At 70.6% G+C, this 26365-nt stretch carries 28 protein-coding genes and 1 pseudogene; 14 read left to right on the forward strand and 15 right to left on the reverse strand.

Annotated elements, in window-relative coordinates:
• Positions 1-84: 84 nt before the first annotated feature.
• The 3 genes from purD to purH are packed head-to-tail and all read right to left on the reverse strand — an operon-like array spanning position 85 to position 3903.
• Positions 85-1401, reverse strand: coding sequence for a phosphoribosylamine--glycine ligase (purD, locus tag J2Y70_RS13855; RefSeq protein WP_309918558.1), 1317 nt, complete (start codon positions 1399-1401; stop codon positions 85-87).
• Between the two features lie 27 nt (positions 1402-1428).
• Entirely contained in the window at positions 1429-2295 is an 867-nt protein-coding gene (locus J2Y70_RS13860; protein ID WP_309918560.1) for a hypothetical protein, read from the reverse strand.
• A 21-nt stretch (positions 2296-2316) separates the two neighbouring features.
• Positions 2317-3903, reverse strand: a complete 1587-nt coding sequence (gene purH, locus J2Y70_RS13865; RefSeq protein ID WP_309918563.1) for a bifunctional phosphoribosylaminoimidazolecarboxamide formyltransferase/IMP cyclohydrolase — start codon at positions 3901-3903, stop codon at positions 2317-2319.
• A 78-nt stretch (positions 3904-3981) separates the two neighbouring features.
• Here purH and J2Y70_RS13870 point away from each other — a divergent pair, with 78 nt between their 5' ends.
• The 8 genes from J2Y70_RS13870 to J2Y70_RS13905 all read left to right on the forward strand — a co-directional run bounded on the left by J2Y70_RS13870 (position 3982) and on the right by J2Y70_RS13905 (position 11960).
• The gene (locus J2Y70_RS13870) at positions 3982-4596 is read left to right on the forward strand and encodes a CDP-alcohol phosphatidyltransferase family protein (protein ID WP_309918568.1); all 615 of its coding nucleotides are present in this window, start codon (positions 3982-3984) and stop codon (positions 4594-4596) included.
• A gap of 87 nt (positions 4597-4683) precedes the next feature.
• Positions 4684-6438 carry a bifunctional alpha/beta hydrolase/class I SAM-dependent methyltransferase gene (locus J2Y70_RS13875; RefSeq protein ID WP_309918571.1) on the forward strand — a complete coding sequence of 585 codons (1755 nt, stop codon included), beginning with the start codon at positions 4684-4686 and terminating at the stop codon, positions 6436-6438.
• On the forward strand, positions 6393-7772 hold the full coding sequence (locus J2Y70_RS13880) for a phosphatase PAP2/dual specificity phosphatase family protein (protein ID WP_309918574.1): 1380 nt from the start codon (positions 6393-6395) through the stop codon (positions 7770-7772). The genes J2Y70_RS13875 and J2Y70_RS13880 overlap by 46 nt, the downstream gene beginning before the upstream one ends.
• Entirely contained in the window at positions 7769-8203 is a 435-nt protein-coding gene (locus tag J2Y70_RS13885; protein WP_309918577.1) for a hypothetical protein, read from the forward strand. The genes J2Y70_RS13880 and J2Y70_RS13885 overlap by 4 nt, the downstream gene beginning before the upstream one ends.
• 13 nt (positions 8204-8216) lie before the next feature.
• On the forward strand, positions 8217-9707 hold the full coding sequence (locus tag J2Y70_RS13890) for a TIGR04222 domain-containing membrane protein (RefSeq protein ID WP_309918580.1): 1491 nt from the start codon (positions 8217-8219) through the stop codon (positions 9705-9707).
• Complete coding sequence (locus J2Y70_RS13895) at positions 9707-10360, forward strand: CDP-alcohol phosphatidyltransferase family protein (RefSeq protein WP_309918583.1); 654 nt, start codon at positions 9707-9709, stop codon at positions 10358-10360. The genes J2Y70_RS13890 and J2Y70_RS13895 overlap by 1 nt, the downstream gene beginning before the upstream one ends.
• Positions 10357-10989, forward strand: a complete 633-nt coding sequence (locus tag J2Y70_RS13900; RefSeq protein WP_309918588.1) for a lysophospholipid acyltransferase family protein — start codon at positions 10357-10359, stop codon at positions 10987-10989. Before J2Y70_RS13895 ends, J2Y70_RS13900 begins: the two co-directional genes overlap by 4 nt.
• Entirely contained in the window at positions 10986-11960 is a 975-nt protein-coding gene (locus J2Y70_RS13905) for a phosphatidate cytidylyltransferase (RefSeq protein WP_263396939.1), read from the forward strand. Before J2Y70_RS13900 ends, J2Y70_RS13905 begins: the two co-directional genes overlap by 4 nt.
• 296 nt (positions 11961-12256) lie before the next feature.
• Here the strand turns inward: J2Y70_RS13905 and fis are convergent, their stop codons facing one another.
• The 3 genes from fis to J2Y70_RS13920 form a co-directional block, all read right to left on the reverse strand.
• A complete protein-coding gene (gene fis, locus J2Y70_RS13910; RefSeq protein WP_003471008.1) occupies positions 12257-12529 on the reverse strand; it encodes a DNA-binding transcriptional regulator Fis in 273 nt (90 codons plus the stop codon).
• A 115-nt stretch (positions 12530-12644) separates the two neighbouring features.
• Positions 12645-13145, reverse strand: coding sequence for a DUF3426 domain-containing protein (locus tag J2Y70_RS13915; RefSeq protein WP_309918592.1), 501 nt, complete (start codon positions 13143-13145; stop codon positions 12645-12647).
• A 617-nt stretch (positions 13146-13762) separates the two neighbouring features.
• On the reverse strand, positions 13763-14131 hold the full coding sequence (locus tag J2Y70_RS13920) for a helix-turn-helix transcriptional regulator (RefSeq protein ID WP_263396941.1): 369 nt from the start codon (positions 14129-14131) through the stop codon (positions 13763-13765).
• Between the two features lie 161 nt (positions 14132-14292).
• Between J2Y70_RS13920 and J2Y70_RS13925 the strand changes: the two genes are divergently transcribed.
• Positions 14293-14778: a hypothetical protein gene (locus tag J2Y70_RS13925; protein ID WP_309918596.1), complete on the forward strand. Its 486-nt coding sequence runs from the start codon at positions 14293-14295 to the stop codon at positions 14776-14778.
• Between the two features lie 43 nt (positions 14779-14821).
• Here the strand turns inward: J2Y70_RS13925 and prmA are convergent, their stop codons facing one another.
• Positions 14822-15742, reverse strand: a complete 921-nt coding sequence (prmA, locus tag J2Y70_RS13930; RefSeq protein ID WP_309918599.1) for a 50S ribosomal protein L11 methyltransferase — start codon at positions 15740-15742, stop codon at positions 14822-14824.
• Between the two features lie 194 nt (positions 15743-15936).
• On the opposite strand from prmA, the gene J2Y70_RS13935 reads away from it, so the two are divergent.
• Together J2Y70_RS13935 and J2Y70_RS13940 are read left to right on the forward strand one after the other, a co-directional pair.
• Positions 15937-16866 carry a hypothetical protein gene (locus tag J2Y70_RS13935; protein ID WP_309918602.1) on the forward strand — a complete coding sequence of 310 codons (930 nt, stop codon included), beginning with the start codon at positions 15937-15939 and terminating at the stop codon, positions 16864-16866.
• On the forward strand, positions 16863-17216 hold the full coding sequence (locus J2Y70_RS13940) for a hypothetical protein (protein ID WP_263396945.1): 354 nt from the start codon (positions 16863-16865) through the stop codon (positions 17214-17216). The genes J2Y70_RS13935 and J2Y70_RS13940 overlap by 4 nt, the downstream gene beginning before the upstream one ends.
• Positions 17217-17313: 97 nt before the next feature.
• On the opposite strand, the gene J2Y70_RS13945 is transcribed toward J2Y70_RS13940, so the two are convergent.
• Positions 17314-18057 carry an SDR family oxidoreductase gene (locus tag J2Y70_RS13945; RefSeq protein ID WP_309918605.1) on the reverse strand — a complete coding sequence of 248 codons (744 nt, stop codon included), beginning with the start codon at positions 18055-18057 and terminating at the stop codon, positions 17314-17316.
• Between the two features lie 100 nt (positions 18058-18157).
• Here J2Y70_RS13945 and J2Y70_RS13950 point away from each other — a divergent pair, with 100 nt between their 5' ends.
• Positions 18158-19048 (forward strand): AraC family transcriptional regulator, encoded by an 891-nt coding sequence (locus J2Y70_RS13950; protein ID WP_309918608.1) that lies wholly within the window; start codon positions 18158-18160, stop codon positions 19046-19048.
• Between the two features lie 236 nt (positions 19049-19284).
• On the opposite strand, the gene accC is transcribed toward J2Y70_RS13950, so the two are convergent.
• The 5 genes from accC to J2Y70_RS13975 all read right to left on the reverse strand — a co-directional run bounded on the left by accC (position 19285) and on the right by J2Y70_RS13975 (position 22754).
• A complete protein-coding gene (accC, locus tag J2Y70_RS13955) occupies positions 19285-20652 on the reverse strand; it encodes an acetyl-CoA carboxylase biotin carboxylase subunit (RefSeq protein WP_263396948.1) in 1368 nt (455 codons plus the stop codon).
• Positions 20642-21076: a four helix bundle protein gene (locus tag J2Y70_RS13960; RefSeq protein WP_309918612.1), complete on the reverse strand. Its 435-nt coding sequence runs from the start codon at positions 21074-21076 to the stop codon at positions 20642-20644. The genes accC and J2Y70_RS13960 overlap by 11 nt, the downstream gene beginning before the upstream one ends.
• Positions 21077-21096: 20 nt before the next feature.
• Positions 21097-21576: an acetyl-CoA carboxylase biotin carboxyl carrier protein gene (gene accB, locus J2Y70_RS13965; protein WP_263396949.1), complete on the reverse strand. Its 480-nt coding sequence runs from the start codon at positions 21574-21576 to the stop codon at positions 21097-21099.
• 93 nt (positions 21577-21669) lie between these two features.
• Positions 21670-22116, reverse strand: coding sequence for a type II 3-dehydroquinate dehydratase (gene aroQ, locus J2Y70_RS13970; protein ID WP_309918616.1), 447 nt, complete (start codon positions 22114-22116; stop codon positions 21670-21672).
• A 314-nt stretch (positions 22117-22430) separates the two neighbouring features.
• The gene (locus J2Y70_RS13975) at positions 22431-22754 is read right to left on the reverse strand and encodes a helix-turn-helix domain-containing protein (protein ID WP_309918618.1); all 324 of its coding nucleotides are present in this window, start codon (positions 22752-22754) and stop codon (positions 22431-22433) included.
• A gap of 144 nt (positions 22755-22898) precedes the next feature.
• Here J2Y70_RS13975 and gstA point away from each other — a divergent pair, with 144 nt between their 5' ends.
• Positions 22899-23528 (forward strand): glutathione transferase GstA, encoded by a 630-nt coding sequence (gene gstA, locus J2Y70_RS13980; protein ID WP_309918621.1) that lies wholly within the window; start codon positions 22899-22901, stop codon positions 23526-23528.
• A gap of 271 nt (positions 23529-23799) precedes the next feature.
• Positions 23800-25197 (forward strand): FAD/NAD(P)-binding protein, encoded by a 1398-nt coding sequence (locus tag J2Y70_RS13985; protein WP_309918624.1) that lies wholly within the window; start codon positions 23800-23802, stop codon positions 25195-25197.
• Positions 25198-25413: 216 nt separating this feature from the next.
• Here J2Y70_RS13985 and J2Y70_RS13990 read toward each other — a convergent pair.
• Together J2Y70_RS13990 and J2Y70_RS13995 are read right to left on the reverse strand one after the other, a co-directional pair.
• A pseudogene (locus J2Y70_RS13990) lies at positions 25414-25545 on the reverse strand (TlpA family protein disulfide reductase); the annotation flags it as partial.
• A gap of 87 nt (positions 25546-25632) precedes the next feature.
• Complete coding sequence (locus J2Y70_RS13995; protein WP_309918626.1) at positions 25633-26160, reverse strand: hypothetical protein; 528 nt, start codon at positions 26158-26160, stop codon at positions 25633-25635.
• Positions 26161-26365 lie beyond the last annotated feature (205 nt).

Here is a 26365-nt window from a genome sequence, read left to right on the forward strand (position 1 = left end):
CTGTAGGAGCGGCTTCAGCCGCGACAGATCCTATGGATCCCTGTGTATAGGGTCTGTCGCGGCTGAAGCCGCTCCTACAGAGGGCTACGTGCGGCCTATGCGCCCGCGTTCGCGCGCGATCGCGCGCCAGCCGATGTCGCTGCGATGGAATTCGCTGGGCCAATGGATCTTCGCCACGCCGGCGTACGCATTGCGCTGCGCATCGGACACGCTGTCGCCGAGCGCGGCCACGCACAGCACACGGCCGCCGGCGCTGAGCACGCGGCCCTGCGCATCCAGTGCGGTGCCGGCATGGAACACCTTGGCGCTGGCTGGCACCTGCTCCAGGCCGGAAATCGCCTCGCCGGTGATCGGCGCTTCCGGATACGGCGCCGCCGCCAGCACCACGCCCAGCGACGGACGCGGATCCCACTGCGCTTCGGTCGCATGCAGTTGTCCGTCGATCGCCGCCTCGACCAGCTCCACCAGGTCCGACTGCAGGCGCAGCATCACCGGCTGCGTCTCCGGGTCGCCGAAGCGCACGTTGAACTCGATCACCTTGGGTGCGCCGCTGGCATCGATCATCAGCCCGGCATACAGGAAGCCGGTGAACGGCACGCCGTCGGCGATCATGCCCTGCACGGTCGGTTCCACCACCTCGCGCATCACCCGCGCGTGCACCTCGGGCGTGACCACCGGCGCCGGCGAATACGCGCCCATGCCGCCGGTGTTGGGGCCGGTGTCGCCGTCGCCGACGCGCTTGTGGTCCTGGCTGGTGGCCATCGGCAGCGCGGTGGCGCCATCGACCATGGAGATGAAGCTGGCTTCCTCGCCGTCGAGGAATTCCTCGATCACCACGCGCGCGCCGGCATCACCGAACGCATTGCCCGACAGCATGTCTCGCACCGCCGCTTCGGCCTCGTCCAGGGTCATCGCCACGATCACGCCCTTGCCCGCGGCCAGGCCGTCGGCCTTGACCACGATCGGCGCGCCCCCGCCTTCAACGGACATGCGGCGCACGTAGGCCAGCGCCGCGTCCACCTCGGTATGCACTTCGTAGAACGCGGTCGGGATGCCGTGGCGGGCGAGGAATTCCTTGGCGAACGCCTTGCTGCCTTCCAACTGCGCGGCCTTGGCCGTGGGCCCGAAGATGCGCAGTCCGGCGGCGCGGAAGCGGTCGACCACGCCCAGCACCAGCGGCACTTCCGGGCCGACCACGGTCAGCGCCACCGCTTCGTCCTGCGCCAGTTTGAGCAGGCCGTCCAGGTCGTCGACCTTGATCGCCACGTTGCGGCACTTGGGTTCAGTGGCGGTGCCGGCATTGCCCGGGGCGACCAGCACGTCGCTGACGCGCGGGGACTGGGCCAGCTTCCAGGACAGGGCGTGTTCGCGGCCGCCGGAACCGATGACGAGGATTTTCAAGGCGTGTCTCGTGATGTCGAAGGAGGGCTATTCGCAGGCTTCGCGCTGCATCGAATCGGGGAACGGATAGGCCCAGCGGGCCGCGTCGAACGCGAACACCTGGGTGGTGCCGAGCTTCTTGCCGCAGGACATGCCGGTTTCCTCGATGGTCACCGGCCACACCCGCGCGGCCGGATCGCTGTCGTCCACGGCGAGCTTGAAATCCACGTCGAACAGCTCCGCCTGGCACTGCGCGGCGGTCTGCTGCGGATCGCGGCCTTCGTCGCTGCAATCCAGCGCGCCCTGGTTGTCGATGTGCTGGCGCACCGAGCCGGCGTTGACCAGGCCCTTGGGGCCGGGCAGCACCAGGTCCTGCGATTCCAGCACCAGGCCTTGCCCGATCCAGCTGCTGTAGACCACGAAGCCGTAGAAATCGCTGCCCAGGCGCAGGATGTCCACCGCGCCCGGATCGCCGTCGCTGCCGAAGCCGTCGGCCAGCTTCTCGGCGACCACCGCCAGGCCCTGTCCGTCGTCGCGCAGGATCAGGAAGTCGATCAGTCCGGGATTGGCATGGCCGCCGTCGTCGAGCCGGTGGCATACCGCCAGCAGTTGCTGGATCTGGCTGCCGACCACCACCGGCTGCTCGGCGCAGACCTCGCTCTGCACCGCCTGGCCATCGGCCTGGCCGGACCAGCTTTCCGACAGGCGCGCCTGCTTGCCGTAGCGCGCCTGCAGGAAGGCCTGCAGGCGCTCGGTGCGTGGCGCGTGCGCGGACTGCACTGGCGCCGTGGTCGCTGCCGGTGCGGCCGGTGCGGCCGGCGCTGCGGCCGGAGCGGGTGCTGCGGTCGGCTTGCACGCGGCCATGCCGAGCGCGAGCAGCAGCGGCAGGCCGTGGCGCAATGGAGTGCGTTTCATCGTTTTCGATCCCTTGGCCGCTCAGTGGCGGAAATGACGCACGCCGGTGAACACCATGGCGATGCCGTGTTCGTCGGCGGCGGCGATCACCTCGCCGTCGCGCATCGAGCCGCCCGGCTGGATCACCGCCTTGATGCCGGCCGCCGCGGCCGCGTCGATGCCGTCGCGGAACGGGAAGAACGCATCGGAGGCCATCACCGAGCCTTCCACCACCAGCGCCGCGTCGGCGGCCTTGATCCCGGCGATGCGCGCCGAATACACCCGGCTCATCTGCCCGGCGCCGACGCCGATGGTGCGGTGGTCCTTGGCGTAGACGATGGCGTTGGACTTGACGTACTTGACCACCTTCCACGCGAACAGCAGGTCGGCGAACTGCGCCTCGGTCGGTGCCAGGCGGGTCACCACCTTGAGTTCGTCGCGGGTCACCACGCGGTCGTCGGCGCTCTGCATCAGCAGGCCCGAGCCGATGCGCTTGGTATCGATGAAGCCGCCGGAGGCCGGCGCCAGCGGGATGCGCAGCACGCGCACGTTGGCCTTCTTCTTCGCGTACTCGAGCGCACCGGCCTCGTAGTCCGGCGCGATCAGCACTTCGACGAACTGGCGGTCGAGGATGACCTTGGCGGTAGCCGCGTCCAGCGGGCGGTTGAAGGCGAGGATGCCGCCGAAGGCGCTGGTCGGATCGGTCGCGTAGGCCAGTTCGTAGGCGTCGCCGCAGCCGGCGCCCACCGCCACGCCGCAGGGGTTGGCGTGCTTGACGATGACGCAGGCCGGCGCGTCGAACTGGCGCACGCATTCCCAGGCCGCATCGCTGTCGGCGATGTTGTTGTAGCTCAGTTCCTTGCCCTGCAGCTGCTCGAACGTCGCCAGCGAACCCGGGGCCGGGCACAGGTCGCGGTAGAACGCGGCGTGCTGGTGCGGGTTCTCGCCATAGCGCAGGTCCATGACCTTGATGAAGCTGCCGTTGGCCTGCGCCGGGAACGCGGCACGCACCGGCACCTCGCTCGCAGGGTCGGTCACCGTGGACAGGTAATTGCTGATCGCCGCGTCGTACTGCGCCACGCGGTTGAACGCGGCCACCGACAGCGCGAAGCGCTTGGCGGCCGACAGCTGGCCGTCGTGCGCCTCCAGTTCGGCCAGTAGGTCGGCGTACTGCGCCGGATCGGTGGCCACCGCCACGCGCGCGAAATTCTTCGCCGCCGAGCGCAGCATCGCCGGGCCGCCGATGTCGATGTTCTCCACCGCCTCGGCGAGCGTGCAGTCGGCCTTGGCGGTGACCGCCTCGAACGGATACAGGTTCAGCACCAGCAGGTCGATCGGCGCGATGCCGTGTTCGGCCATCACCGCATCGTCGGTGCCGGCGCGGCCGAGCAGGCCGCCGTGCACCAGCGGGTGCAGGGTCTTGACCCGGCCATCCATCATTTCCGGGAAGCCGGTCACTTCGGAGACGTCCTTGACCGGCAGCCCCGCGTCGCGGATCGCCTTGGCGGTGCCGCCGGTGGACAGCAGCTCCACGTTGCGCGCGGCCAGCGCGCGGGCCAGGTCGAGCAGGCCGGTCTTGTCGGAAACGGACAACAATGCCCGGCGCACGGGCAGGAAATCGGAGGACATGGGGGCAGGGCACACATCGGAGCGGGGAGTGGATATTGTAGGCTGCGCCGCCCCGGCATGGACCCTCAGGACCCCGCAATGGTTTCCATCTACGCATTGAAAGGACGCTTCCAGGACCTGCTGCGGCCCGGGGTGCGCGGCCTGTACCGGCTCGGCGTGACCGCCAACCAGGTCACCGTGGGCGCGGCCGCGGTGTCGTTGCTGGTCGCCGCCTGGGTGTTCTGGCGCGCGCCGGCGCAGCCGCTGTGGTACGCGCTGCTGCCGGCGTGGATGCTGCTGCGCATGGCCTTGAACGCGGTCGACGGCATGCTGGCGCGCGAGTTCGGGCAGCAGTCCAAGCTGGGCGCCTACCTCAACGAATTGAGCGACGTGATCGCCGACGCGGCGCTGTACCTGAGCCTGGCCAGCGTGCCCGGCGCGAGCGCCGGCTGGCTGTGGGCGCTGGCGCTGGCGGCGGCATTGACCGAGTATGCCGGGGTGTTGGGGCTGATGGTCGGCGCCGGACGGCGCTACGACGGACCGATGGGCAAGAGCGATCGCGCCTTTGCGATCGGCCTGCTGGGGCTGCTGCTGTCCGCTGGCTGGGTGGGGGCGAAGACGGTGGACGGGTTCGCGATCGTGCTGGCGCTGCTGTGCGCGGCGACGGTGCTGCGGCGCGTGGCCGCCGGCCTGCGCGAGGCGGCCTCGCGCTGAACCGCGGCACGCGGACCACGGCCACGACACGGATGCGATAGCGACACTCACGGCAACAGCGGTACCACGACAGGGAATCGGCAACGGATGCGGCAGGTCAGCGAAAGCGAGTTTTGCAGTTTCGACGGAACACGGTTGTTCTACCGGCACTGGCCGGCCACCGCGCCAGCGGCGCAGCCGCGTGCGGTGGTGCTGTTGCATCGTGGCCACGAGCATTCGGGGCGGGTGCTGCACCTGGCCGACGAACTGGGCCTGGACGACTGCGCGATGTTCGCCTGGGATGCGCGCGGCAACGGCCGCTCGCCCGGCGTGCGCGGCGATGCGCCCGGCTTCCCGGCGCTGGTGCGCGACCTGGACAGCTTCATCGCCTACATCGGCGCCACGTACGGCATCGCGGTGCAGGACATCGTGGTGATCGCGCAGAGCGTGGGCGCGGTGATCGCCAGCACCTGGGTGCACGACTACGCGCCGCCGCTGCGCGCGCTGGTGCTGGCCTCGCCGGCGTTCAATGTCAAGCTGTACGTGCCGTTCGCGCGGCCCGGGCTGGCCTTGATGCACAAGCTGCGCGGCAATTTCTTCGTCAACAGCTACGTCAAGCCGCAGTGGTTGACCCACGACCCGGCGCGCGTGGCCAGTTACCGCGACGATCCGCTGATCACCCGGCCGATCTCGGTGCGGGTGCTGCTCGGCGTGTACGCCGCAGCCGACCGCGTGGTCGGCGATGCGCAGGCGATCACCGTGCCGGTGCAGCTGCTGGTGTCCGGCGACGATTTCGTGGTGCACCGCGGCCCGCAGGACCGCTTCTACGAGCGGCTGTCCTCGCCGGTGAAGGAGCGCCACCTGCTGCCCGGGTTCTTCCACGACACCCTGGGCGAGCGCGACCGCGCACCGGCGCTGGCGCAGATCCGCCGGTTCGTGCGCGAACGCTTCGCCGAGGCGCCGGCGCTGCCCAGCCTGTTGCAGGCGCACCGGCGCGGGCCGACCTTCGAGGAATCCGAGCGGCTGTCCTGGCCGCCGGAAAAGTACAGCCTGCAGGACCTGCGCTGGCGTTTCGTGCGCGCCAACCTGCGCTTCGGCGGCACCCTGTCCGAAGGCGTCGCGTTGGGCCTGCAGACCGGCTTCGATTCCGGCAGCACGCTGGACTACGTGTATCGCGACCGCGCCATCGGCAAGGGTCCGCTGGGCCGCTTGATCGATCGCAACTATCTCGATGCGATCGGCTGGCGCGGCATCCGTGTGCGCCGCACCCACCTGCACGAACTGCTGCGCCTGGCCATGCAGCGCCTGCGCGAGGCCGGCGCGCCGGTGCGCGTGCTGGACGTCGCCGCCGGCCACGGCCGCTACGTGCTGGAGGCACTGGCCGGCGCCGAGCAGCGCGCCGATGCGATCACGCTGCGCGATTTCAGCGCGTTGAACGTGGAGCGCGGCCGCGCGCTGATCGCCGAGCTCGGCGCCGCCGACATCGCCCGCTTCGAGCAGGGCGACGCCTTCGACCGCGACGCGCTGGCGGCATTGCAGCCGCGGCCGACGCTGGCGGTGGTGTCCGGCCTGTACGAACTGTTCCCGGACAACGACCAGGTGCTGCGCTCGCTGCAGGGCGTGGCCGCCGCGGTCGAGCCGGGCGGCTATCTCGCCTACACCGGCCAGCCCTGGCATCCGCAGCTGGAGTTCATCGCCCGCGCGCTGACCAGCCACCGCGGCGGCGCGGCCTGGGTGATGCGCCGCCGTACCCAGCAGGAGATGGACGAGCTGGTGCGCGCGGCCGGCTTCCGCAAGCTCGAGCAGCGCATCGACGAATGGGGCATCTTCACCGTGTCGCTGGCGCAGCGGATCGCGCCGTGAGCGTACCGGCGCCGCGGCCATGGCGGCGGGCGCTGGGATGGCTGGCGCTGCTGGGGCCGTTCTTCTTCCTCAGCTACGGCCTGGCCAACACGCTGGCCGAGCGGCGCGCGGGCGTGCCGTCGCTGCCGTTCGCATGGGAAACGCAGATCCCGTTCTGGCCGTGGACGATCGTGCCGTACTGGTCGATCGACCTGTTCTACGTGGCCTCGTTCTTCGTCTGCCGCACCCGCGCCGAACTGGACACCCACGCCAAGCGGTTGCTGACCGCGCAACTGCTGGCGGTGGGCTGTTTCCTGCTGTGGCCGCTGCGCTTCAGCTTCGAACGGCCGCCGAGCGAGGGCGTGTTCGGCTGGCTGTTCGCGGTGCTGCTCGGGTTCGACAAGCCGTTCAACCAGGCGCCGTCGCTGCACATCGTGCTGCTGGTGGTGCTGTGGGTGCGCTATGCGCAGCATCTGCACGGCCTGGCGCGCGGCGTGCTGCACGCCTGGTTCGCGCTGATCGGCATCTCGGTGCTGACCACCTACCAGCACCATTTCCTGGACATTCCCACCGGCCTGGCCGCGGGCTGGTTGTGCGTGTGGCTGTGGCCGCAGCGCATCGCGCCGCCGTGGAGCGCGCTGGCACTGGCGCGCGATCCGGCGCGCTGGCGCCTGGCCGGCGCCTACCTGGCCGGCAGCGCCGCCTGCGTCGCGCTGGCCTGGGCGATCGGCGGCGCGGGCTGGTGGCTGTTGTGGCCGGCATTGTCGCTGTCGCTGGTCGCGCTCGACTACGCGTTGCTCGGCGCGATTGGCCTGCAAAAGCGCGCCGACGGCCGCCTCAGCCTGGCCGCGCGCTGGCTGTACGCGCCGTACCTGGCCGCGGCCTGGCTCAACTCGCGCGCCTGGACCCGGCGCGATCCGGCGCCGCGCGAAATCGCCGACGGGGTTTGGCTGGGACGCGTGCCCGGTCGCGGCCAGCGCGCGGCCTTCGCCGCGGTGGTCGACGTCAGCGCCGAACTGTCGCTGCGCGATGTCGGTGCGCACGATCGCACGGTGCCGATGCTGGACCTGGTCGCGCCACCCGCCGATGCCTTGCGTGCCGCCGCCGCCGCGATCGAGGCCGCACGCCACCACGGCCCGGTGCTGGTGTGCTGCGCGCTGGGCTATTCGCGCAGCGCCGCCGCGGTCGCCACCTGGCTGCTGCACAGCGGGCGCGCCGCGGAACTGGATGACGCGCTCGCGCTGCTGCGCGCGCGCGCATCGCGGGTCGTGCTGGGTCCCGCGCAGCGCGACGCCATCGCCGCCGCATGCGCCGCGCCGGCCGCAGCGCTGCAGGCCTTGGAGCAGCCGGCATGAGCACGCGGTTGCAGCTGCGCACGATGGCCGCGCTGCTGCGCCAGGCGGCGCCGCTGGACCGGCTATCGCTGACGCTGCTCGCCGTCGCCTTGTTGCTGGGCGCGTGGTACGCCAATGCCGGCGCAGCGCTGGCAATGGCGCTGTGCCTGCTCAGCGTGCTGGCCGGGTTGCTGCAACGGTACTGGGCGGCGCGCGTTGGCCTGGACGTGGCGCTGCTCGACGCGGTGCTGGCCGAAGCCGATCCCGACCAGGCCGGCGCCGATCTGGACGCCGCGCTGCACCGGCTCGGCCTGCTGCGGCAGTTGCCACCGCCGCGCGACTGGCAAGCGCGCTGGCGCGGCATGCGTGGCTTGTTGCTGCGGCAGGTCGCCAGCCTGGCGCTGCAACTGCTGGCGCTGCTGGCGGCGCCGATCGCGGCGCAGTTCGCATGATGGAGTGCAGACCATGACCGCATCCGCCGATCCGGCGCCGCTTTCCCATGCCGATGCCGCGCAACAGGCATTGTGGCAGCGCCTGCAGGCCTACCGTTTCGGTGAGGACGACGACGCGTTGCCGGTGTTCTTGCGCCGCGTGGCCAAGGAAGCCAAGGTCTCCCTGGCCGAAGCCGCGCAGGCGGTGGAGGAATACCGGCGCTTCTGCTTCCTTGCCTGCAGCAGCGCCGACGCCGAGGTCACGCCCAGCACGCTGATCGACCAGGTCTGGCATACCCACCTCACCGACACCCACGAATACTGGCAGCGGTTCTGCCCGGACGTGCTGCAGACCACGCTGCACCATCGACCTGGGCGCGGCGACGCCGCCGACGCCGACCGCCACGCGCTGCAGTACCGGACCACCTTGGCGCGCTACCGCCACCATTTCGGCGAACCGCCGGCGGCGTGCTGGCCGGCGCCGGGCGATACCACAGCGCCGCAACCGTGGCTGCGCAGCGATGTTCCGGCGCGGCGTTGGCCGATGCCACGCGAGGGCGGCAAAGCGCTGTGGCTGTGGTTGCTGGCGACGCTGCTGCTGGGCGGGTGGCTGAGTTCGATCAACACCGCCGCCTCGCCGCTGCACTGGCGCGGCGGTTCGTTCCTGCTGCTGTTCCTGGCGGCGATCGGGCTGGCCTGCGCATTGGCCGCACGGCTGCGGCGCGCGGTGCGCGGCCTCGGCCAGCAGCGCGCGGTCCGGCAGGTGGACAATGCCGAACTGGCGTTCCTGGCCGGCGGCAGCGAGCGCGTGGCGGACATGCAACTGGCCTTGCTGATGGCGTGCGACGCAGTGCAGCTGGCGCCGTCGAGCCTGCGTGGCAGCCACCGCGACGCGGCCCAGCTGCAGGTCACGGACGCTGCAGTGCCGGCGGCGCTGCAGCGCGCCCTGCTGCTGGTGCGCGCCAACCCGAAATTGCCGCTGGCGCTGCAGGCATTGCGCGACGATGCGTCGCCGCTGCGCAAGGCGTTGATCGGCAAGCGCCTGCTGCTCGGCCGCGGGCAAGCCTGGTGCGCGCGTCTGCTCGGCGCCGCGCCGCTGCTGGCGCTGTGGATCGCCGGTGCGCTGAAGATCGACATCGGCCTGCAGTTGCAGCGCCCGGTCGGCTTCCTGGTCGCGGCGATGGTGCTGGTGACGATGCTCGCGCTCGGCTTCCTGTTGACGCCGCCGCGGCGCAGCGTCGCCGGCGAGCGCTTGCTCGCCGAGCGCGACAAGGCATGGCGCGCAGGCGCCGGATCGGCGCCCGCGCCGCAGGCGTTGCACCTGGCATCGCCCCTGGCCCTGGCCGGCACCGGCGTGCTGCTGGGGACGCCATGGGCGGACTACCACGCGTTGCGCACGCCGATCGTCGCCAGCAGTGGCAACGGTGGCGGCAGCAGCTGCACCAGCGGCAGCAGCGGCGGCGGTGGAGGCGGCGGCAGCAGTTGCAGCAGCGGTTGCGGCGGCTGCGGCGGAGGAGGCGACTGATGGCACGACCGAGCATGCGCGAACGCCGCGCGCGGTGGCGCGCACGCCTGGCGACGGCGCTGCGCGCGCGCGGCGCCACGCCGAACGGCCTGTCCTGGACCGCGACCGGCTTCGCTGCGTTGGCGGCGCTGATGTTCTATTGCGCCTGGCGCGAGCCGCCGCGCGACGCGGCCGGCTTGCTGCTGCTGGCCGCGCTCGCCCTGCAGGGGCGGCTGCTGTGCAACCGCCTGGACGGGCTGATGGCGCGGCAGGCGCAGATGATCGGCCGCGCCGGCGAGGTCTACAACGAGGCGCCGGATCGGCTCTCCGATGTGCTGGTATGCCTGGGCGTGGGCTACGGCCTGCAGCACGTGCTGAGCTGGGGCGCCGAGCTGGGCTGGGCGGCGGCCTTGCTGTGCGTGGGCACCGCCTACGTGCGCATGCTCGGCCTGGCCTGCGGCGTCAGCGAGCCGGTGCAGGGGCCGATGGCACGCGTGCAGCGCATGCATTGGCTGTCGCTGGCGGCGTTGCTGGCCGCCGCCGCGCTGCTGCTGCAGCGTAGTGCCATCGCCGAAATCTTCCTGGTCCTGACCCTGGCGCTGCTGATCGGCGGTGCCGCGTTGACCATCGTGATCCGCCTGCGCGCCATCGTGCGCGAACTGGAGTGGAAATGATCGAGCGTCTGATCGCCCGCGGCTGCAGCGCCGCGATCCGTACCCTGACCGGCGCGCGTGCGTTCTGGCGCGGCTGCATGCCGTCCAGCGAACGCCGCGTGTACTACGGCAACCACGCCAGCCACGGCGACTTCGTGCTGATCTGGTCGTCGCTGCCGGCGGCGTTGCGGCGCGAGGTGCGGCCGGTGGCTGCGGCCGACTACTGGCAGCGCGACGCGCTGCGCCGCTACCTGATCCACGCGGTGTTCAACGGCGTGCTGATCGAGCGCGAGGCCGCGCAGCGCACCCGCGATCCGATCGATTGCCTGTGCGAAGCGGTTGACGGCGGCGGTTCGCTGATCCTGTTCCCGGAAGGTACCCGCAACACCGACGAAGGCGTGCTGCCGTTCAAGAGCGGCATCTACCACCTGGCGCGGCACCGGCCGGAACTGGAATTCGTGCCGGTGTGGATCGACAACCTGAAGCGGGTGATGCCAAAGGGCAAGTGGCTGCCGTTGCCGCTGCTGTGCACCACCACCTTCGGCGCGCCGCTGCGGCTGGACGCTGGCGAGGACAAGCAGGCGTTCCTGGAACGCACGCGCGCGGCGCTGCTGGCGCTGTCGCCGGAACAGATGGAGGCCGCGCGATGAACCCGATCGCCTTCAGCGACCACCTGCAGCAATCCTCGCTGCGCCAGCAGACCATCTGGCTGTTCCTCGGCATCGCCGCGGTGCTGCTGCTGGCCACGCTGATCTCCGAGACGCTGCGCTGGCGCGCGCGCGAACGCCCGACCGCGGTGCTGGACAACCTGGTCGCGCGGATCCGCGCATGGTGGGTGATGGCGGCGGTGGTGGCGCTGGCGTTCGTGTTCGGGCGCATCGGCGTGATCGTGCTGTTCGCGCTGGTGTCGCTGTTCGCGCTGCGCGAATTCATCACCCTGGCGCCGACCCGGCGCGGCGACTACTACGCGTTGCTGGCCGCGTTCTACATCGTGCTGCCGTGGCAGTACTGGCTGGTGTGGAGCGGCTGGTACGGCCTGTACACGCTGCTGATCCCGGTCTACGCGTTCCTGGTGCTGCCGATCCTGGCCACCATCGGCGGCGACACCACGCGCTACCTGGAACGCACCGCCAAGGTGCAGTGGGGGCTGATGATCTGCGTGTTCTGCATCTCGCACGTGCCGGCGCTGCTGAACCTGGAGATCCCCGGCTACGAAGGCCGCAACCTGCTGTTGTTCGCGTTCCTGGTGATCGTGGTGCAGTCCTCCGACGTGCTGCAGTACGTGTGGGGCAAGCTGATCGGCAAGCACCTGATCGCGCCGAAGCTGTCGCCGTCCAAGACCGTGGAAGGTTTCGTCGGCGGCCTGCTGTCGGCGAGCCTGCTCGGCGCGGCGCTGTGGTGGATCACCCCGTTCTCGCCGCTGCAGGCGTTCGCGCTGGCGCTGGTGGCCAACCTGATGGGCTTCTTCGGCGGCCTGGTGATGTCGGCGATCAAGCGCGACCGCGGCATCAAGGACTGGGGCCACATGATCGAAGGCCACGGCGGCGTGCTCGACCGGCTGGACTCGGTGTGCTTCGCCGCGCCGGTGTTCTTTCACTTGATTCGGTATGGGTGGGTTTGAGGGCTTCGGGACCGGGGACCAGGGACCAGGGACCCGGGGGGATGGTCGCGAGTGCGTTGCGTCTTCGCTTTCTGTAGGAAGGGCTTCGCCCCCGGCGATTGGCCGGCTAGATGTCGGGGCTGAGCCCCCTCCTACACAAAAACCGATGGGCTGAAAATAAAAAAAGCGCCGCTTTTCCGAGGGAAAGGTGGCGCTTTTTTTATCAAATCGCTTGACAGTGATTTTTGCCAGGAGATGATCCTGCGGTCCCCGGTCCCCGGTCCCCGGTCCCCGGTCCCCGGTCCCCGGTCCCCGCCTCACGCCAATCCATATTCCTTCAGCTTCTTGCGCAAGGTCGCGCGATGGATGCCGAGCATCGCCGCGGCGCGGCTCTGGTTGCCTTCGCAGTGGTTGAGCACTTCCACGAACAGCGGGATCTCCATCTCGCGCAGCACGATCTCGTACACGTCGTCGGCGTCGCAGCCATCGAGGTCGCGCAGGTAGCGGCGCACGGACTGCGCCACGTGTTCGCGCAGCGGCGGCTTCGGCGCGCCGCGACTGGAGTCAGGACGAGTGGTGGCAGCGTTCAAGTTCGACGGGTCCCCGGATGACGGCGGCGCCGGAGGGCTGGAGGGCCGGCGCGGGGGGACGAGTCTAGCGCGTGGCCTGCCCGGCTGCCATCGCGGATCGTGGTGCCACAGCGTTTCAGTGGAACTCGAAGCTGAATGCCGCGGTCTCCGCCGCCGGTTCGCGCACCTGGAACGCCACCTGCGCGCTCTGCCCGGGCGCCAGCGTCGCCGCGTCGGGGCGGGTGCGGCCCAGGTACTCCTCCGGGCGCAGCACGCGGCTGCCGATGGTGCGGCCGTCGGCGTCGGCCAGCGACAGTTGCAGCAGCGGCCAGGCCTGCGCCCAGCGTGCGTCGTTGCGGAACGTGGCCTGGATCTGCAGCGTGCCGGCGCGGCCGGGCAGCGGCCGCACTTCGCGGCTGAGCATGGTGAACGCGCTCGGCTCGCGCCACGGCGGCAGGCTGCAGCGCAGCACCTGGCACACGCCGGCCACCCAGGGCCGCCAGCGCGCGTCGGCGCCCAGCCTTTGCCGGTCGGCGATCAGGATCTGCAGCGCCAGCAGCAGGCCCAGCCCAGCCAGCGCGATCCATTGCCATGGCGCAGCGCGCAACACCGGCCGGCGTGGCGCGCTGGGCTGCATGAAGCTGGGCGCGATGGGCGTCGTGGCGGACGCGAGGGCCGGTTCTGGCGCTGGCGTCGGCTCGGGCTCGGGGTCTTGCTCCAGGGCCGGCTCCGCTTCGTAAGCCGATGCGCCTGCGCGCGGCGCGCTCGAATCGCTGGCCTCGGAAGCGGGCGGTGACGGCGTAGCGGCGAGCGATGCGTCCGTGTCCGCCTCAGCCTCCGCCTGGGGCACCAGCGCAGATGCGGACGGAGGTGCCGGCGCGGGTTCGGCGTGGGGCGCAGCGTCGGTGCCGGTGCCGGGACCGCTCGTCTCGCCTGCGCTGGCGCTCGCGCCCGGGTCCGCGTCCGCGTCCGCCGGCGCGGCGGCATCGGCCTGCTCCGGCGCAGGCCGATCGGGCTGGCGCAGCAGGGTCGCGAGGCTGGGGTGGGGCGGAGTGGGATCGGGCATGCGCGGGGACGACGGCGGCGGCAACGAGAGCGCTATTCAAGCACGCGCGGGAACGGGCTGCAGGGCCGGGCGGCGTTCCCGCGTCCTGTAGGAGCGGCTTCAGCCGCGACAGGCACTCCGGTCAGCTCCGTGTCGCGGCTGAAGCCGCTCCTACAAGGGCGCGCGGAGGCGGCTTGGGTCTGTGCCGCTCAGCGCCGCTTCCTGCCGGCGCCGATCAGGTCCAGCAGGCCGGCGCGCTGGCGCGGGCTCAGGGTCTCGAAGCCGTCGAGCAGGCGCGCCTGCTGGTCGGACAGCTGCCGGTAGTGCGCGGCTTCCTCGGCCACGGACAGCGGTTCGCCGAACACGCGTTCGCCGCGGCCGGTGGCCAGGTATTCGAAGGTCAGCCCGCTGCGGCGGGCCAGGGCGATCAGGTGCTCCACCGCCGGCGCGGTGCCGTCGGCCATTTCCCACTGCGCCACGGCGCTGCGGGTCACCGCCAGGTCCAGCGCCAGCGCTTCCTGGGTGAGACCGGTCAGCTTGCGCGCCTCGCGCACCCGTTCGTACAGCTTGCTGCTCACGCTCACCTCCGCAGGGGAGGCGAGATATAGCCGCGTCGACTGGAGAAGTTGGTTCGTACGGCTTTCAATCGCCGCTTTGTTGTTGATACTGTCAACCGTGACGGGTGGGCGTGGTGAAGATGCGCGCCGTCCGCCAGGGATCGCCCAGACCGACCGCTGCCATGGACCAGGACGCGCCGATGCACATGCAGGATGCCCACCCGCGGGACGCCCGCCACCCCCGTTTCGCCCGCGCGCCGCTGTGCGCGCAGCGCCGCCCGCGGCCGCCGCCGGGGATCGGCGTGCGCCGCTACCGGATCTGGGCCGACGCTGGCGACGGCCGCCGCGCGGTCAGGCAGGGCTGGTCGTGGCAGGTGTTCGCGCTGCCGTATCCGCCCGCGCCGCCGGCGCGGCTGCCGGTGGCGCTATGGCTGCTGCCGCACGTCGCGGCCTGGATCGTCCTGGTGCAGGCGCTGGGCCTGTCGGCGGTGTTCGCCTTGGCACTGGAGCTGGCCTGGCGGCTGCCGCAGGCGTGGCGCGGCCATCGCTGGCACGAACGCCGCCTGCGCGCACAGGGCTGGCGGCCGCGCGCGCGGGTGCTGGCGATCCACGCCGAGGCGGCGCTGCTGACGGTGGCGATCCGCAGTCTGGCTGCAGGGCGGCGCTGAACGTACCGGCCCGCACGGCCAGGGCAACGGCGGCGTGCCGGCCTCAGCCGCGGCGCACGCCGTCGATGCGCATCCAGTCGCCGTCCTGTTCGCTGCGCAGCTGCTCGAACCACGGTGCGTAGCGCTGCAGCAGCTCCTGTTCCTGGCCGTGCAGGATGCCGGACAGGGCGATGCGCCCGCCCGGCGCCACCCGTTCGGCCAGGGTCGGCGCCAGCGCGTCCAGCGCCGAGGCGAGGATGTTGGCGACCACCACCGGGTAGGTCGCCGGCGGCTCGTCGGCCGGCAGGTGCACGGCCAGGCGCGCGCCGACCGCGTTGCGCTCGGCGTTGTCGTGCGTGGCCAGCAGCGCCTGCGGGTCGTTGTCCACGCCCACCGCCGCGGCCGCGCCCAGCTTCAGCGCGGCCAGCGCCAGGATCCCGGAGCCGCAGCCGAAGTCCAGCACGCGCGCCTGCGCCAGGGCGCCGTCGGCGGCCAGGGCGTCGAGCCAGCGCAGGCACAGCGCGGTGGTCGGGTGGGTGCCGGAACCGAACGCCAGGCCCGGGTCCAGCCGCACCACCGCGGCATCGGCGCCGCGCGCCTCCTCCGGCAGGTCGTGGTTCCACGGCACGATGAAGGTGCGCGCGCCGAAGCGCATCGGCTGGAACTGGTCCAGCCAGGCGCGTTCCCAGTCCTGGTCGTCGACCTTGCGGAACGTGGCCTGGGCCCAGTCCAGGCCCGGGTCGAACGCATCCAGCGCGGCCAGCAGCAGCAACGCGTCCTGCTCGGCGGGAAACAGCGCGCTGAGCACCAGCGTGCCCCACAGCGGGGTCTCGCCGACGCCCGGTTCCAGGATCGCGCGCTCGTTGCTGGTGTCGGCCTCGGCGTCGAGCAGGGTGACCGCCAGCGCGCCGACGTCCTCCAGCGCGTTCTCGTAGCGGGGCTGGGTGGCGTCGGTGCAGCGCACAGTCAGTTCGAGGAACGGCATCGGTCGGGCACGAGGAGGAATGAGCGCGCATCTTAGACGACCGCCGCAGCGGCTCGGCTGCGGCGCCGCCCCACCCCGCGACCGCTCCCGTATGTCGTGGGCCGCCATCGGCTGCGCTAGACTGCGACATTGCGCGGCCGCCGGTTCCAAGGGCTTGCCGCCATTGCCGCCTGTCGCCCTCATCGCCTCCGCGCATGTCCCTCGCCGTGTCTCGCAAAACCTGGCTGTTGCTGGCGCCCGCTGCGCTGCTGCTCGGCGTGGTCGCGTATCGCGCCGCGCTGCTGGTGGCCGCGCCGGCGGCGCCGGCCGCCGCCACGGCAATGGCGACGGCCGACGCCGTGGCGGTGCCGACCCAGGACCGCCGGCGGTCGACGTCGGTGCAGGCGCTGCCGCTCGACCGCCGCGCCGCGCTGGAGCGCAGTCCCGACCTGTACCGCTCGGCGCAGCAGCTGTCCGCCGCCGTGGCCCAGGGCGATGCCGACGCGTCCTGGCTGCTCAGCCGCATCTACGACTATTGCGCCGGCTATGCGATGGACCCGGCCGGCTTCGCCGCCGACACCCGCGCGATCGACGCGGCGCGGCTGCCGACCTCGGCACGCATGGTCGCCGCGCGCGCGCGGGTCGGCAGCCGCTGCGCCGGCTTCGTGCCCGGCGACGGCCTGACCCGCCAGGCCATCGTCGCCCAGCGCGTGCAGGCCGCGCGTGGCGGCAACCTGGCCGCCGAGGCGGCGCTGCTGGCGCTGGGGCAGCCCCTGCAGCCGTCGGCCGACTACAAGCGCGACCTGGTCGAACGGGTCCGCGCCTCCGGCGATCCGGACGCATACATGGCGCTGGCGCCGGCGATGGGCCTGGCCGCCAGCGGCGACGACAGCCTGGACGAGCGCATCGCCGGCACCGCCTTCACCGAATTGGCCTGGCAACTGGCGGCATGCCGGCTGGGGCTGGATTGCGGCCCGGACAGCGAGTTGATGACTCGCTATTGCGCCAACGGCGGGATCTGCGCGCAGGACCCGACCCAGGATTTCAGCAGTTTTGTTTTCGACGCCGCGGTGCCGCGGCAAGGCACGGACACGATGAACGACATGGTCAACCGTCTGGTAGGCAGGACAGGAGCAGGCTCATGAAATACCGGCAATGGCTGCACGGCGCCAAGTTCTGGTTCTGGGTGCTGGCCCTGGTCGCCTACTCGGCGGCGGCGGCCGGCTTGCTGCTGATCGACACCAGCGAGCAGCGCTATCGCGGCCTGTCCAAGGTCGAGCTGACCACCGCGCATGCCGCGCCCGACCTGCGCCGCGCCGGCGCCGCACAGGTCGCGGCGATCTACCGCGCGCGCAGCGGCATGCCGTTCTCCACGCTGCCGCCCGGCAGCACCTTCCAGATCGTCTGGCCGGACGGCTCGACCGAGACGGTGATGATCGTCAGCCCGACCTCGAGCCTGGGCGCCGAGCCGGTGCAGGGGACCCAGGCAAAGTAGCCGGGATTGGGGATTGGGGATTCGCAAAGGCGGGTCTCCGGTTCCGATCTGTTAGTGCTGCCTGACGTGCCAACGCTCGCGGCGCCGCGCGGTACAGCTAGCGCTGTTCGGACAGCGCCACGGCATCGGCGCCGGCCGGGAAATGCAGTCGCTCGGAATCGTCGTTGGCCGCGTGCCAGATCGCCTGGGCGACGTCGCTCGCCGTGGTCACCGCCGCCGGTTGGCCCAGGCGCGAGAACACTTCGTGGGCAAACGGCGCATAGGCGTCGGGGATCAGGCCCTGCATGCGCTGCTGCCCGTTGGCGGTGAACCGGGTGGACGGACCGTAGCCGGGTTCCACCAGCTTGACTCGCACGCCGAACGCCTGCAGTTCGTGGCGCAGCGACGCGGTGAAGCCCTGCACCGCGGTCTTGCTCGCCGTGTACGCGGCCACCAGCGGGAACGGCGCGAGCGTGGCGCTGGAGGTCACGTTGACGATGACGCCCGCGCCGCGCTCGCGGAACTGGGGAATCGCGGCCTGGCACATCGCCATGACGCCGAAGGTGTTGGTCTCGAACACTTCGCGCACGGTCGCCATCGGCGTGGCCTCGAACGCGCCGAACAGCCCGATGCCGGCATTGTTGACGAGCGCGTCGATGGGGCCGGCCGCCTGCAGCGCCCGCGCGATGCTGTCGGGCTGGGTCACGTCCAGCGCCAGCAGGCGCAGCTCGGGCGAGGCCGGCAGCAGCGCCGGGTGCGGCTGGCGCATGGTGGCCACGACGTTCCAGCCTTGGGCCAGGAAGTGGCGCGCGGTTTCCAGGCCGTAGCCGGAGGAGCAGCCAGTGATCAGGACGGTCTTCATTTCGTTCTCCAATAGTGAGTGGACTCGGGAAGAAACGATAGGCCGGCCGCCTCGGATGATCGATAATGCGGAATCCGTTTTGTTTTAGCCAAAGTCCGAAATGCACGATCCGCTTTCCGACGTCGTCCGCCTGCTCCATCCCCGCGCGGTGTTCGCCAACCTCATCAGCGGCAAGGGCAACTGGGCGGTGCGCTATGCCGAGTACGGGCAGCCGGGGTTCTGCATCGTCCTGGAAGGCACCGCCGTGCTGGCGGTGGACGGGCATGCGCCGGTCACGATCGGCGCCGGCGATTTCGTGCTGCTGCCGACCACGCCGGCGTTCACGCTCTCCAGCCTGGTGCCGGCGCCACCGGTGTTCATCGATCCGAAGGTCGTCCCCGGCGGGCAGGGCGAACGGCGCCATGGCGATCCGGACGGCGCACCGGACATGCGCTCGTTGGGCGGCGCGTTCGAGTTCGACGGCGCCCATGCCGGGCTGCTGGTCTCGCTGCTGCCGGCGTTGGTCCACGTGCGCGGCGCGGGCCGCCTGATGCAGCTGGTGCAGATGGTGGGTGAGGAATACCAGGACCGGAAGCCGGGCAACGACTACATGCTGTCCCGGCTGGTCGAGATGCTGCTGGTCGAGGCCATGCGCTGGACGACGGCGGGCAGCGCGCCGCCGGGCCTGCTGCGCGGCCTGGGCGACGCACGGCTGGCGCCGGCGCTCAAGCAGATACACGGGCGTATCGACCACGCCTGGACGGTGGGCGAGCTGGCACGCGCGGCGGCATTGTCGCGCTCCACGTTCTTCGACCGCTTCGCCCGCACCGTCGGCGTGCCGCCGATGGAGTACGTGCTGGCCTGGCGCATGGAGCTGGCGAAGGACCTGCTGCGGCGCGGATCGAACGTGGCCGAGGTGGCGCAACGCGTCGGCTATGGCTCGACCAGCAGCTTCAGCGTCGCCTTCAGCCGCCACGTGGGCGAAGCGCCCAGCCAATACGCCAAGCGCTGACGCAAAACGCGGCGGGGATGCCGATGGCAGTGCTTTGCAACGCCATCTGCGAGCAATCCGAAGTGGCCGGATGCGATCGCCAATCTGCCGCGCAACGCGCATCCGGCGAAGGCTTGCCCAAGGCGCGTCCTGGCAGCGACTAGAACCGGTCGCCTGCCATCACCAGGAATGGATCAGGACCCGGGTCCGCATTTGCGAATCCCGAATCCGAAATCCCAAATCCCAAATCCCGGCTCTCAAACCAACGCGATCGACTTGTTCTTGCGCTCTGCCAGCCGCTTTTCCAGGTAGTGGATGTTCTGCCCGCCGGCCTGGAAGCCCTTGTCGCGCATGATCCGCTGCTGCAGCGGGATGTTGGTCTTGATCCCGTCCACCACCATCTCGCTCAGCGCCACGCGCATGCGCGCGATCGCGGTGTCACGGTCGGGGCCGTGCACGATCAGCTTGCCGATCATCGAGTCGTAGTTCGGCGGCACCTTGTAGCCGCTGTAGATGTGCGTGTCCACGCGCACGCCGGGGCCGCCGGGCGGGTGGAAGCCGGTGATCAGGCCCGGGTTGGGCATGAACGTCTCCGGGTCCTCGGCATTGATGCGGCACTCGATCGCATGGCCGCGCAGCACGATGTCGCTCTGCTTGATGCTCAGCTTCTGCCCGGCGGCGATGCGCAACTGCTCGCAGACCAGGTCGATGCCGGTGATGCGCTCGGTGACCGGGTGCTCGACCTGGATGCGCGTGTTCATTTCGATGAAGTAGAAGCTGCCGTTCTCGAACAGGAACTCGAAGGTGCCGGCGCCGCGATAGCCGATGCGCACGCAGGCGTCCACGCAGACCTTGCCGATCTCGTTGCGCAGCGCTTCGCTGATGCCCGGCGCCGGCGCTTCCTCCACCACCTTCTGGTGGCGGCGCTGCATCGAGCAGTCGCGCTCGCCCAGGTGGATGGCGTTGCCCTGGCCGTCGGCCAGCACCTGGATCTCCACGTGGCGCGGATTCTCCAGGAACTTCTCCATGTACACCTGGTCGTTGCTGAAAGCGGCCTTGGCCTCGGACTTGGTGGTCTCGATCGCCGCCTTCAGCGCCGCCTCCGAATGCACCACGCGCATGCCGCGGCCGCCGCCGCCGCCGGCCGCCTTGATGATCACCGGGTAGCCGATCTCGCGCGCGACCTTGGTGTTGGCGACGATGTCGTCGCCCAGTGGGCCGCCCGAGCCGGGCACGCACGGCACGCCGGCGGCCTTCATCGCGCGGATCGCCTCAACCTTGTCGCCCATCAGGCGGATGGTGTCGGCCTTGGGCCCGATGAAGATGAAGCCGGACTGCTCCACGCGCTCGGCGAAGTCGGCGTTTTCCGACAGGAAGCCGTAGCCGGGATGGATGGCCTGCGCGTCGGTGACCTCGGCCGCGGCGATCAGCGCCGGGATGTTGAGGTAGCTCTCGGCCGAGGACGCCGGGCCGATGCACACCGACTCGTCGGCCATCGCCACGTGCTTGAGGTTGCGGTCGACGGTGGAGTGCACCGCGACCGTGCGGATGCCGAGCGTATGGCACGCGCGCAGGATGCGCAGCGCGATTTCGCCGCGATTGGCGATGACGACTTTATCGAGCATGGGATTCGGGATTCGAGATTGGGGATTCGTAGAGGGCGCCGGGCTCGCGCAGATGTCGCGAATCGTCCAGCGTGCGGATCAATGCGTTGAGCCTGGAAAAGGTGCGGTTCAAGAGATCGAGGGTTGCCGCGTCCGGCGAACCGAACTGCAGCCGTGCCGCGATCTGCATCTGCGTATCCAGCTCGGCCAGCGAGCCTCGCGCCATCGACAGATAACGCAGGTACTCGGCAGTGGACCGCCGTGCGGCGCCCTCCGCGATGTTGGAGGGAACGCTGATCGCCGCGCGCCGCATCTGTGCGGTCAGTCCAAAGCGTTCGGCATCGGGGAAGTTCTGGGTGAGATGGTAGGTGGCTTCGACCAACGCCATCGCGTCGCGCCACACCGTGAGGCGCTCGTGCGGCCGCTGTTGCGAATCCCAAATCACGAATCCCCAATCCCGGCCGCTCAGCCAATCACGAACAACGGCTGATCGAACTCCACCGGCACGCCGCTCTCGCTGAGGATCGCGACGATGGTGCCGGAGACGTCGGCTTCGATCGGGTTGAACATCTTCATCGCCTCGATGATCGCCAGGGTCTCGCCGGCCTTCACCGCCTGGCCGACGCTGACGAACGCGGGCTTATCCGGCGACGGCGAGGTGTAGAAGGTGCCGACCATCGGCGCGCGCAGCACGTGGCCCTCGGGCAGGGCGTTGCCGGGCTTGGCGGTGCCGCCGGTGGAGGCCTCGGTGGGCGAGCTCATCGGCATCGGCGCGGCCGCCGGCGGCGCGGCGGGGGCCGGCGCGGCGTACTGCGGGGCACTGGCCATCATGCCCGTGGGCGTGCGCGCCAGGCGCACGCTTTCCTCGCCTTCCTTGATCTCGATCTCGGCGAGATTGGATTCTTCCAGCAGGTCGATCAGCTTCTTGATTTTACGGAGATCCATAACGGCCTCTTGAGGTGAATCGGGGAAAGACCGGGCACGCGGCCCGGCGAACTCGAAAAGAAGGGGCGCCGCGCGCTGCAGGCGGGGTAGGGCTCATGCGCTGGTCCCCAGCCGGGCCAGCGCCGCGTCCATCGCATAGCGGTAGCTGTCGGCGCCGAAGCCGCAGATCACGCCGACCGCGTGGTCGCTGAAATAGCTGTGGTGGCGGAACGGCTCGCGGCTGTGCGGGTTGGACAGGTGGATCTCGATGAACGGGATCGCCACCGCCGCCAGCGCGTCGCGCAGCGCCACCGAGGTGTGGGTGAACGCGGCCGGGTTGATCAGGATGAAGGCGGTGCCGTCGCCGCGCGCGGCCTGCACCCGCTCCACCAGCACGTGCTCGGCGTTGGACTGCAGGCTGTCGAGCTGGTGCCCTGCTGCGCTGGCCTGGGCCAGCAGCGCCGCATCGATCTGCGCCAGCGTCGCGTGCCCATAGACCCCCGGCTCGCGGCTGCCGAGCAGGTTGAGGTTGGGGCCGTGCAGCAGCAGCAGTCGCGCCATGGAAGACAAAGCAGCGGAAAGGGCGGCAGTCTGCGCGAAGCCGGCATTACTGTCCAGTTCGGCGAAGTTGCGCATGTTTTAAACGGATGTTTGGTTCTGCCGCCCTATGCACCGGGGCGACTTGGGCACGCAAGCGATGGATCGTCCCTGCCGTCGCTCATCCTGTCCCAGCGCAGCGATCGAACCGGCGAGGAGGGAAGACGATGTGCCGCTCCAGGTCGCGGAAAGGTGAAGCGCGATGCTGCATGGCACCGCGCATTTCCGCCACCAGCGCTGGCGCCCCGATCCCGCACCAGCCGCCAGCCCCGCGCCGCTCAGCCGGCAGCCCGCGCCTTGAGCCACAGCCCGAATTCCTTCATCACCGCCACCACGGGCTCCAGGCGGCGACCGTCCTCGGTCAGCGCGTACTCGACCTTGACCGGCACGGTCGGATACACGGTGCGCTGGACCAGGCCCGCTTCTTCCAGGGCTCTCAGATCCAGGGTCAGCATCCGTTGCGAGATCGCCGGAATGTCGCGCCGCAGGACGTTGAACCGCTTGGGCCCGTCCAGCAGGTACGACACCAGCAACAGCCGCCATCTTCCGCCCAGCAGGCGCATGGCCTCTTCCACGGAGCAGCCGGAAACGTTGTCTTTCATGTGGGCTCCTCGGCACTCGGCGCCAGGTATAAATTATGTACCTATACAACACTATAGTGCCTTCTTCCTTTTTTATACCCGGTTCCTAGAATGCAGCGGCCGCTCCGCCGAGACCGGCAGTCCCGCCTGTTTCTGGAGATCGCAATGAAGCTGTACTACATCCCGGCCGCCTGCTCGCTCGCGGCGCATATCGTGCTGCACGAGCTCGGCCTCGCCGCGACCCTGGTGAAGGTCGACCACAGGACGCACCTGGCCGAGGACGGAGCGGATTTCCATCGGGTCAATGCACTGGGCTACGTGCCGGCGCTCGAACTCGACGACGGCAGCGTGCTGCGCGAAGGCCCCGCCATCGTCCAGTACCTGGGCGACCGCAAGCCGGAACTGGGCCTGGTGCCGCGCAATGGCAGCATGGAACGCTATCGCCTCCAGGAGTGGCTGAACTTCCTGAGCACCGAGATCCACAAGGGTTTCATTCCCCTGCTGTATGCGCGGCTCGCCGGCCAGTACGTGGACACCGCGCGGCCGAAGCTGGAGCAGCGTTTCGCCTGGATCGACGCGCAGCTCGCCGATCGCCGGTTCCTGATGGGAGACGCCTTCACTGTCGCCGACGCCTACCTGTACGCGCTGGCCGGCTGGGGTCAGGCGCCCTGGCTGACGTCGCACTACAAGGCCGACATCCACTTCGACGGCTTGCAGCATCTGGAAGCGTGGTACCGGCGCGTGCATGCGCGGCCTTCGGTGCAGCAGGCGCTGGGCGAAGAAGGGCTTCATTAGGTCGACGTCGCGCCGGCGTGTGTGTGTCCTTGGTGTGTTTCCTGGGCAATGCGAGAAACGATCGCTTCGTACGGGCAATCGTGCATTTCCACGGCCACGCGCCGAGCGCGCGGACCCTGTTGCGAAGGCCCGCCGGACGCGGCTCATGTAGCAGGCGCATGTGCTGATGCCCGATCGGCATGCGCCGCAACGCGCGCATTAACCGGCGATTTACACCCGCGGCCGGCATCCCGGGCACAAAGGACGCCCCGACCGGCCAAGAGTGCGAGCCATGCGAATTGCGATCATCGGCGCAGGATTCTGCGGCAACGTGCTGGCCGCAGAGTTGGCCAGCCGGGGAGCGGCCAGCCGCATCACCCTCGTCGGCGTGGCCGACACCTTCGGCCGCGGCATCGCCTACGGCGCGGCACGCCCGGAACATCTATTGAACGTGCGCGCCAAGGACCTGGGCGTGGACCCGCAGGATCCGGGCGGGTTCGCCGACGCCTTGCAGCTCGATGCCGCGCAGCGCCTGGAATTCCTGCCGCGGCTGCGCTACGGCCGCTACCTGGAGCAGCACCTGGACGCGGCGCTGGCCGCGTCGGCCGTCGAGGTGGCGCGGGTGACCGAGGAGGCGGTGGCGGTGGAGCGCGATCCGGACGGCTTCCGCATCTTCCTGGCCAACGGCGAGGACGTGGTCAGCGACGTGGTGGTGCTGGCGATCGGCGCGCTGCCGCCGGCGGCGCTGCCGGGCATCGGTCCGCGCCTGGCGGTGCACCGGCGCTACATCGGCTGGCCGTGGCAGGACGGGGTGCTGGACGAGGTGCCGCCGCAGGCGCGGCTGTTGCTGGTCGGCACCGGCCTGACCATGGCCGATGTCGCGCTGACCCTGCGCCGCCGCGGCCATCGCGGCCAGATCACCGCGTTGTCGCGGCGCGGCCTGGCGCCGCAGGCGCACCTGGCGGTGCCGGGCGCGCCGGTGACGCTGCCGCCGAGCGTGGCGCAGGCGCTGCGCCACCACGATCTGGCCGGGCTGGTGCGCAGCCTGCGCCAGCTGACCACGGTGGTGGAGGACTGGCGCAGCGTGGTGGACGCGTTGCGCCCGCACCTGCAACCGTTCTGGCAGGGCCTGGCGCCGCCAGCGCGCGCGCGCTTCCTGCGCCACCTGCGTCCGTACTGGGAAGCGGCGCGGCATCGGCTGGCGCCGGCCGCGGCCAGCGCGTTGGCGCAGCTGCAGCAGCAGGGCCAGTTGCGCATCCGCGCCGGGCGCCTGCTGCGCGCGCGGCTGGGCGAACACGCGGTGGAGGCGGTGATCCGCGATCGCGCCAGCAGCAGCGCGCGTACCGAAACCTTCGACGTGCTGATCCGCGCCACCGGGCTGGACACCGACGTCGCCCGCACCAGCCATCCGCTGGTCGCGTCGATGCGCGATGCCGGCCTGCTGCAGGCCGATCCGCTGGGCCTGGGGCTGGTCGTCGACGCGCGCCTGCAGGTGCGCGACGGCAGCGGCCATCCGGTCCCCGGCCTGTACTGCCTGGGGCCGCTGCTGCGCGGCGTGCTGTGGGAGATCACCGCAGTGCCGGAGCTGCGCGCCGGCGCGCAGCGCCTGGCCGCGGAGCTGGCGGCGCTGGGGCAGGCGCGGGTTACAGGTGGCGGCGTCGGCGGCGAGGCGCAGCGGCAGGCGCTCTAGCCCAATCCCGATCCAGGCGACGATTCCCTGTAGGAGCGGCTTCAGCCGCGACCGGGTTTACTGGTAGTGCCTGTCGCGGCTGAAGCCGCTCCTACAGGTGGATTGCGGCCAGCGGACCGGATGCGCTGCAGAAGAGACTTCAGCCCCGACCGCGACCAGGCCGGATCAAGCGCGATCGCGCCGGTCGTGGCGATGGTCGTTCAACCAAGAAGTCCGCTATCGCGCCCAGTGCTGCACTTCGCCCGGCGCGAACGGGCCGAGTTTCTGCTTGACCATGCGGCCGTCGGCGCCGATCGGCACGCTGTACGGCAGCAGGCCCTGGGTATCGCCCAGGCGCGCGCTGGCGTCGGCGAGGTTGCGGTTGTTTTTAAAACGGATGTTTCTTATGGCGGGCGCTGCCGCGGCGCGAAACGCGCCTGGGCGCCAGGCTCGCCCTCATCCGCCGGCGCCCGATTCGCGTCCCCGTGCCCGTCTGGCGAGCCACATGGCCGCCGGCCATGCGATGCGATGGGCCGCAGCGGAGATCCCCGCCACCACCAGGGCGATGATGCCTGGAAGCACCGAGCCGAACACGAACGTCATGCCGAGCACGAAACCGAAGCCGTACTCCGCGCGGTAGGCGGGCACCACGAGGCCCGAGGCCAATATCGCCAGAAACAGCGCCGACGCCGCTGGCTCGTTGCCGGCGACGAAGGCCGCCGACAGCGCCGCGCCCGCGGCGAGCGCCGCGACGAAGGCGGCCAGCGCGCGCGGCAGTGCCGAAGGGCTGGCGTGCGCCCTGCGGCCGACCGACCGTCCGGCCAGGGCGCCCAGCAGCGGAAGCACGATCAAGCCCCACCAGTTGGAGATCGCGGGCAGGTCGGCGCGGTCGAGCAAGTGGTGGCTCTTGACCCCGCCGTGCGTGTATTCCCAGCCCAGGTGCAGTGCGGCCGCCGCGAGGGCAAGTCCCAGCGCGACCGGCATCAGCCAACGACGATCCTGTTTCGGCATTCCCATCCCCAGTGTGAGCAGCCGTCTTGGCCAGGTTGAACCGCTGCGGCCGCGGGTGGCGCGGGCGGCCGCTTTGTTCGATTCGATGGTAGGCCGTGCTTGAACGCACACAACGTGCTGGGCGGCATCGTGACTTCCAGCCCTTGGCCGCGGATTTCGCCCCCCGACCCTCACCCCA

This window comes from Xanthomonas sp. 1678 (genome assembly GCF_031455575.1).
GTDB lineage: Bacteria > Pseudomonadota > Gammaproteobacteria > Xanthomonadales > Xanthomonadaceae > Xanthomonas_A.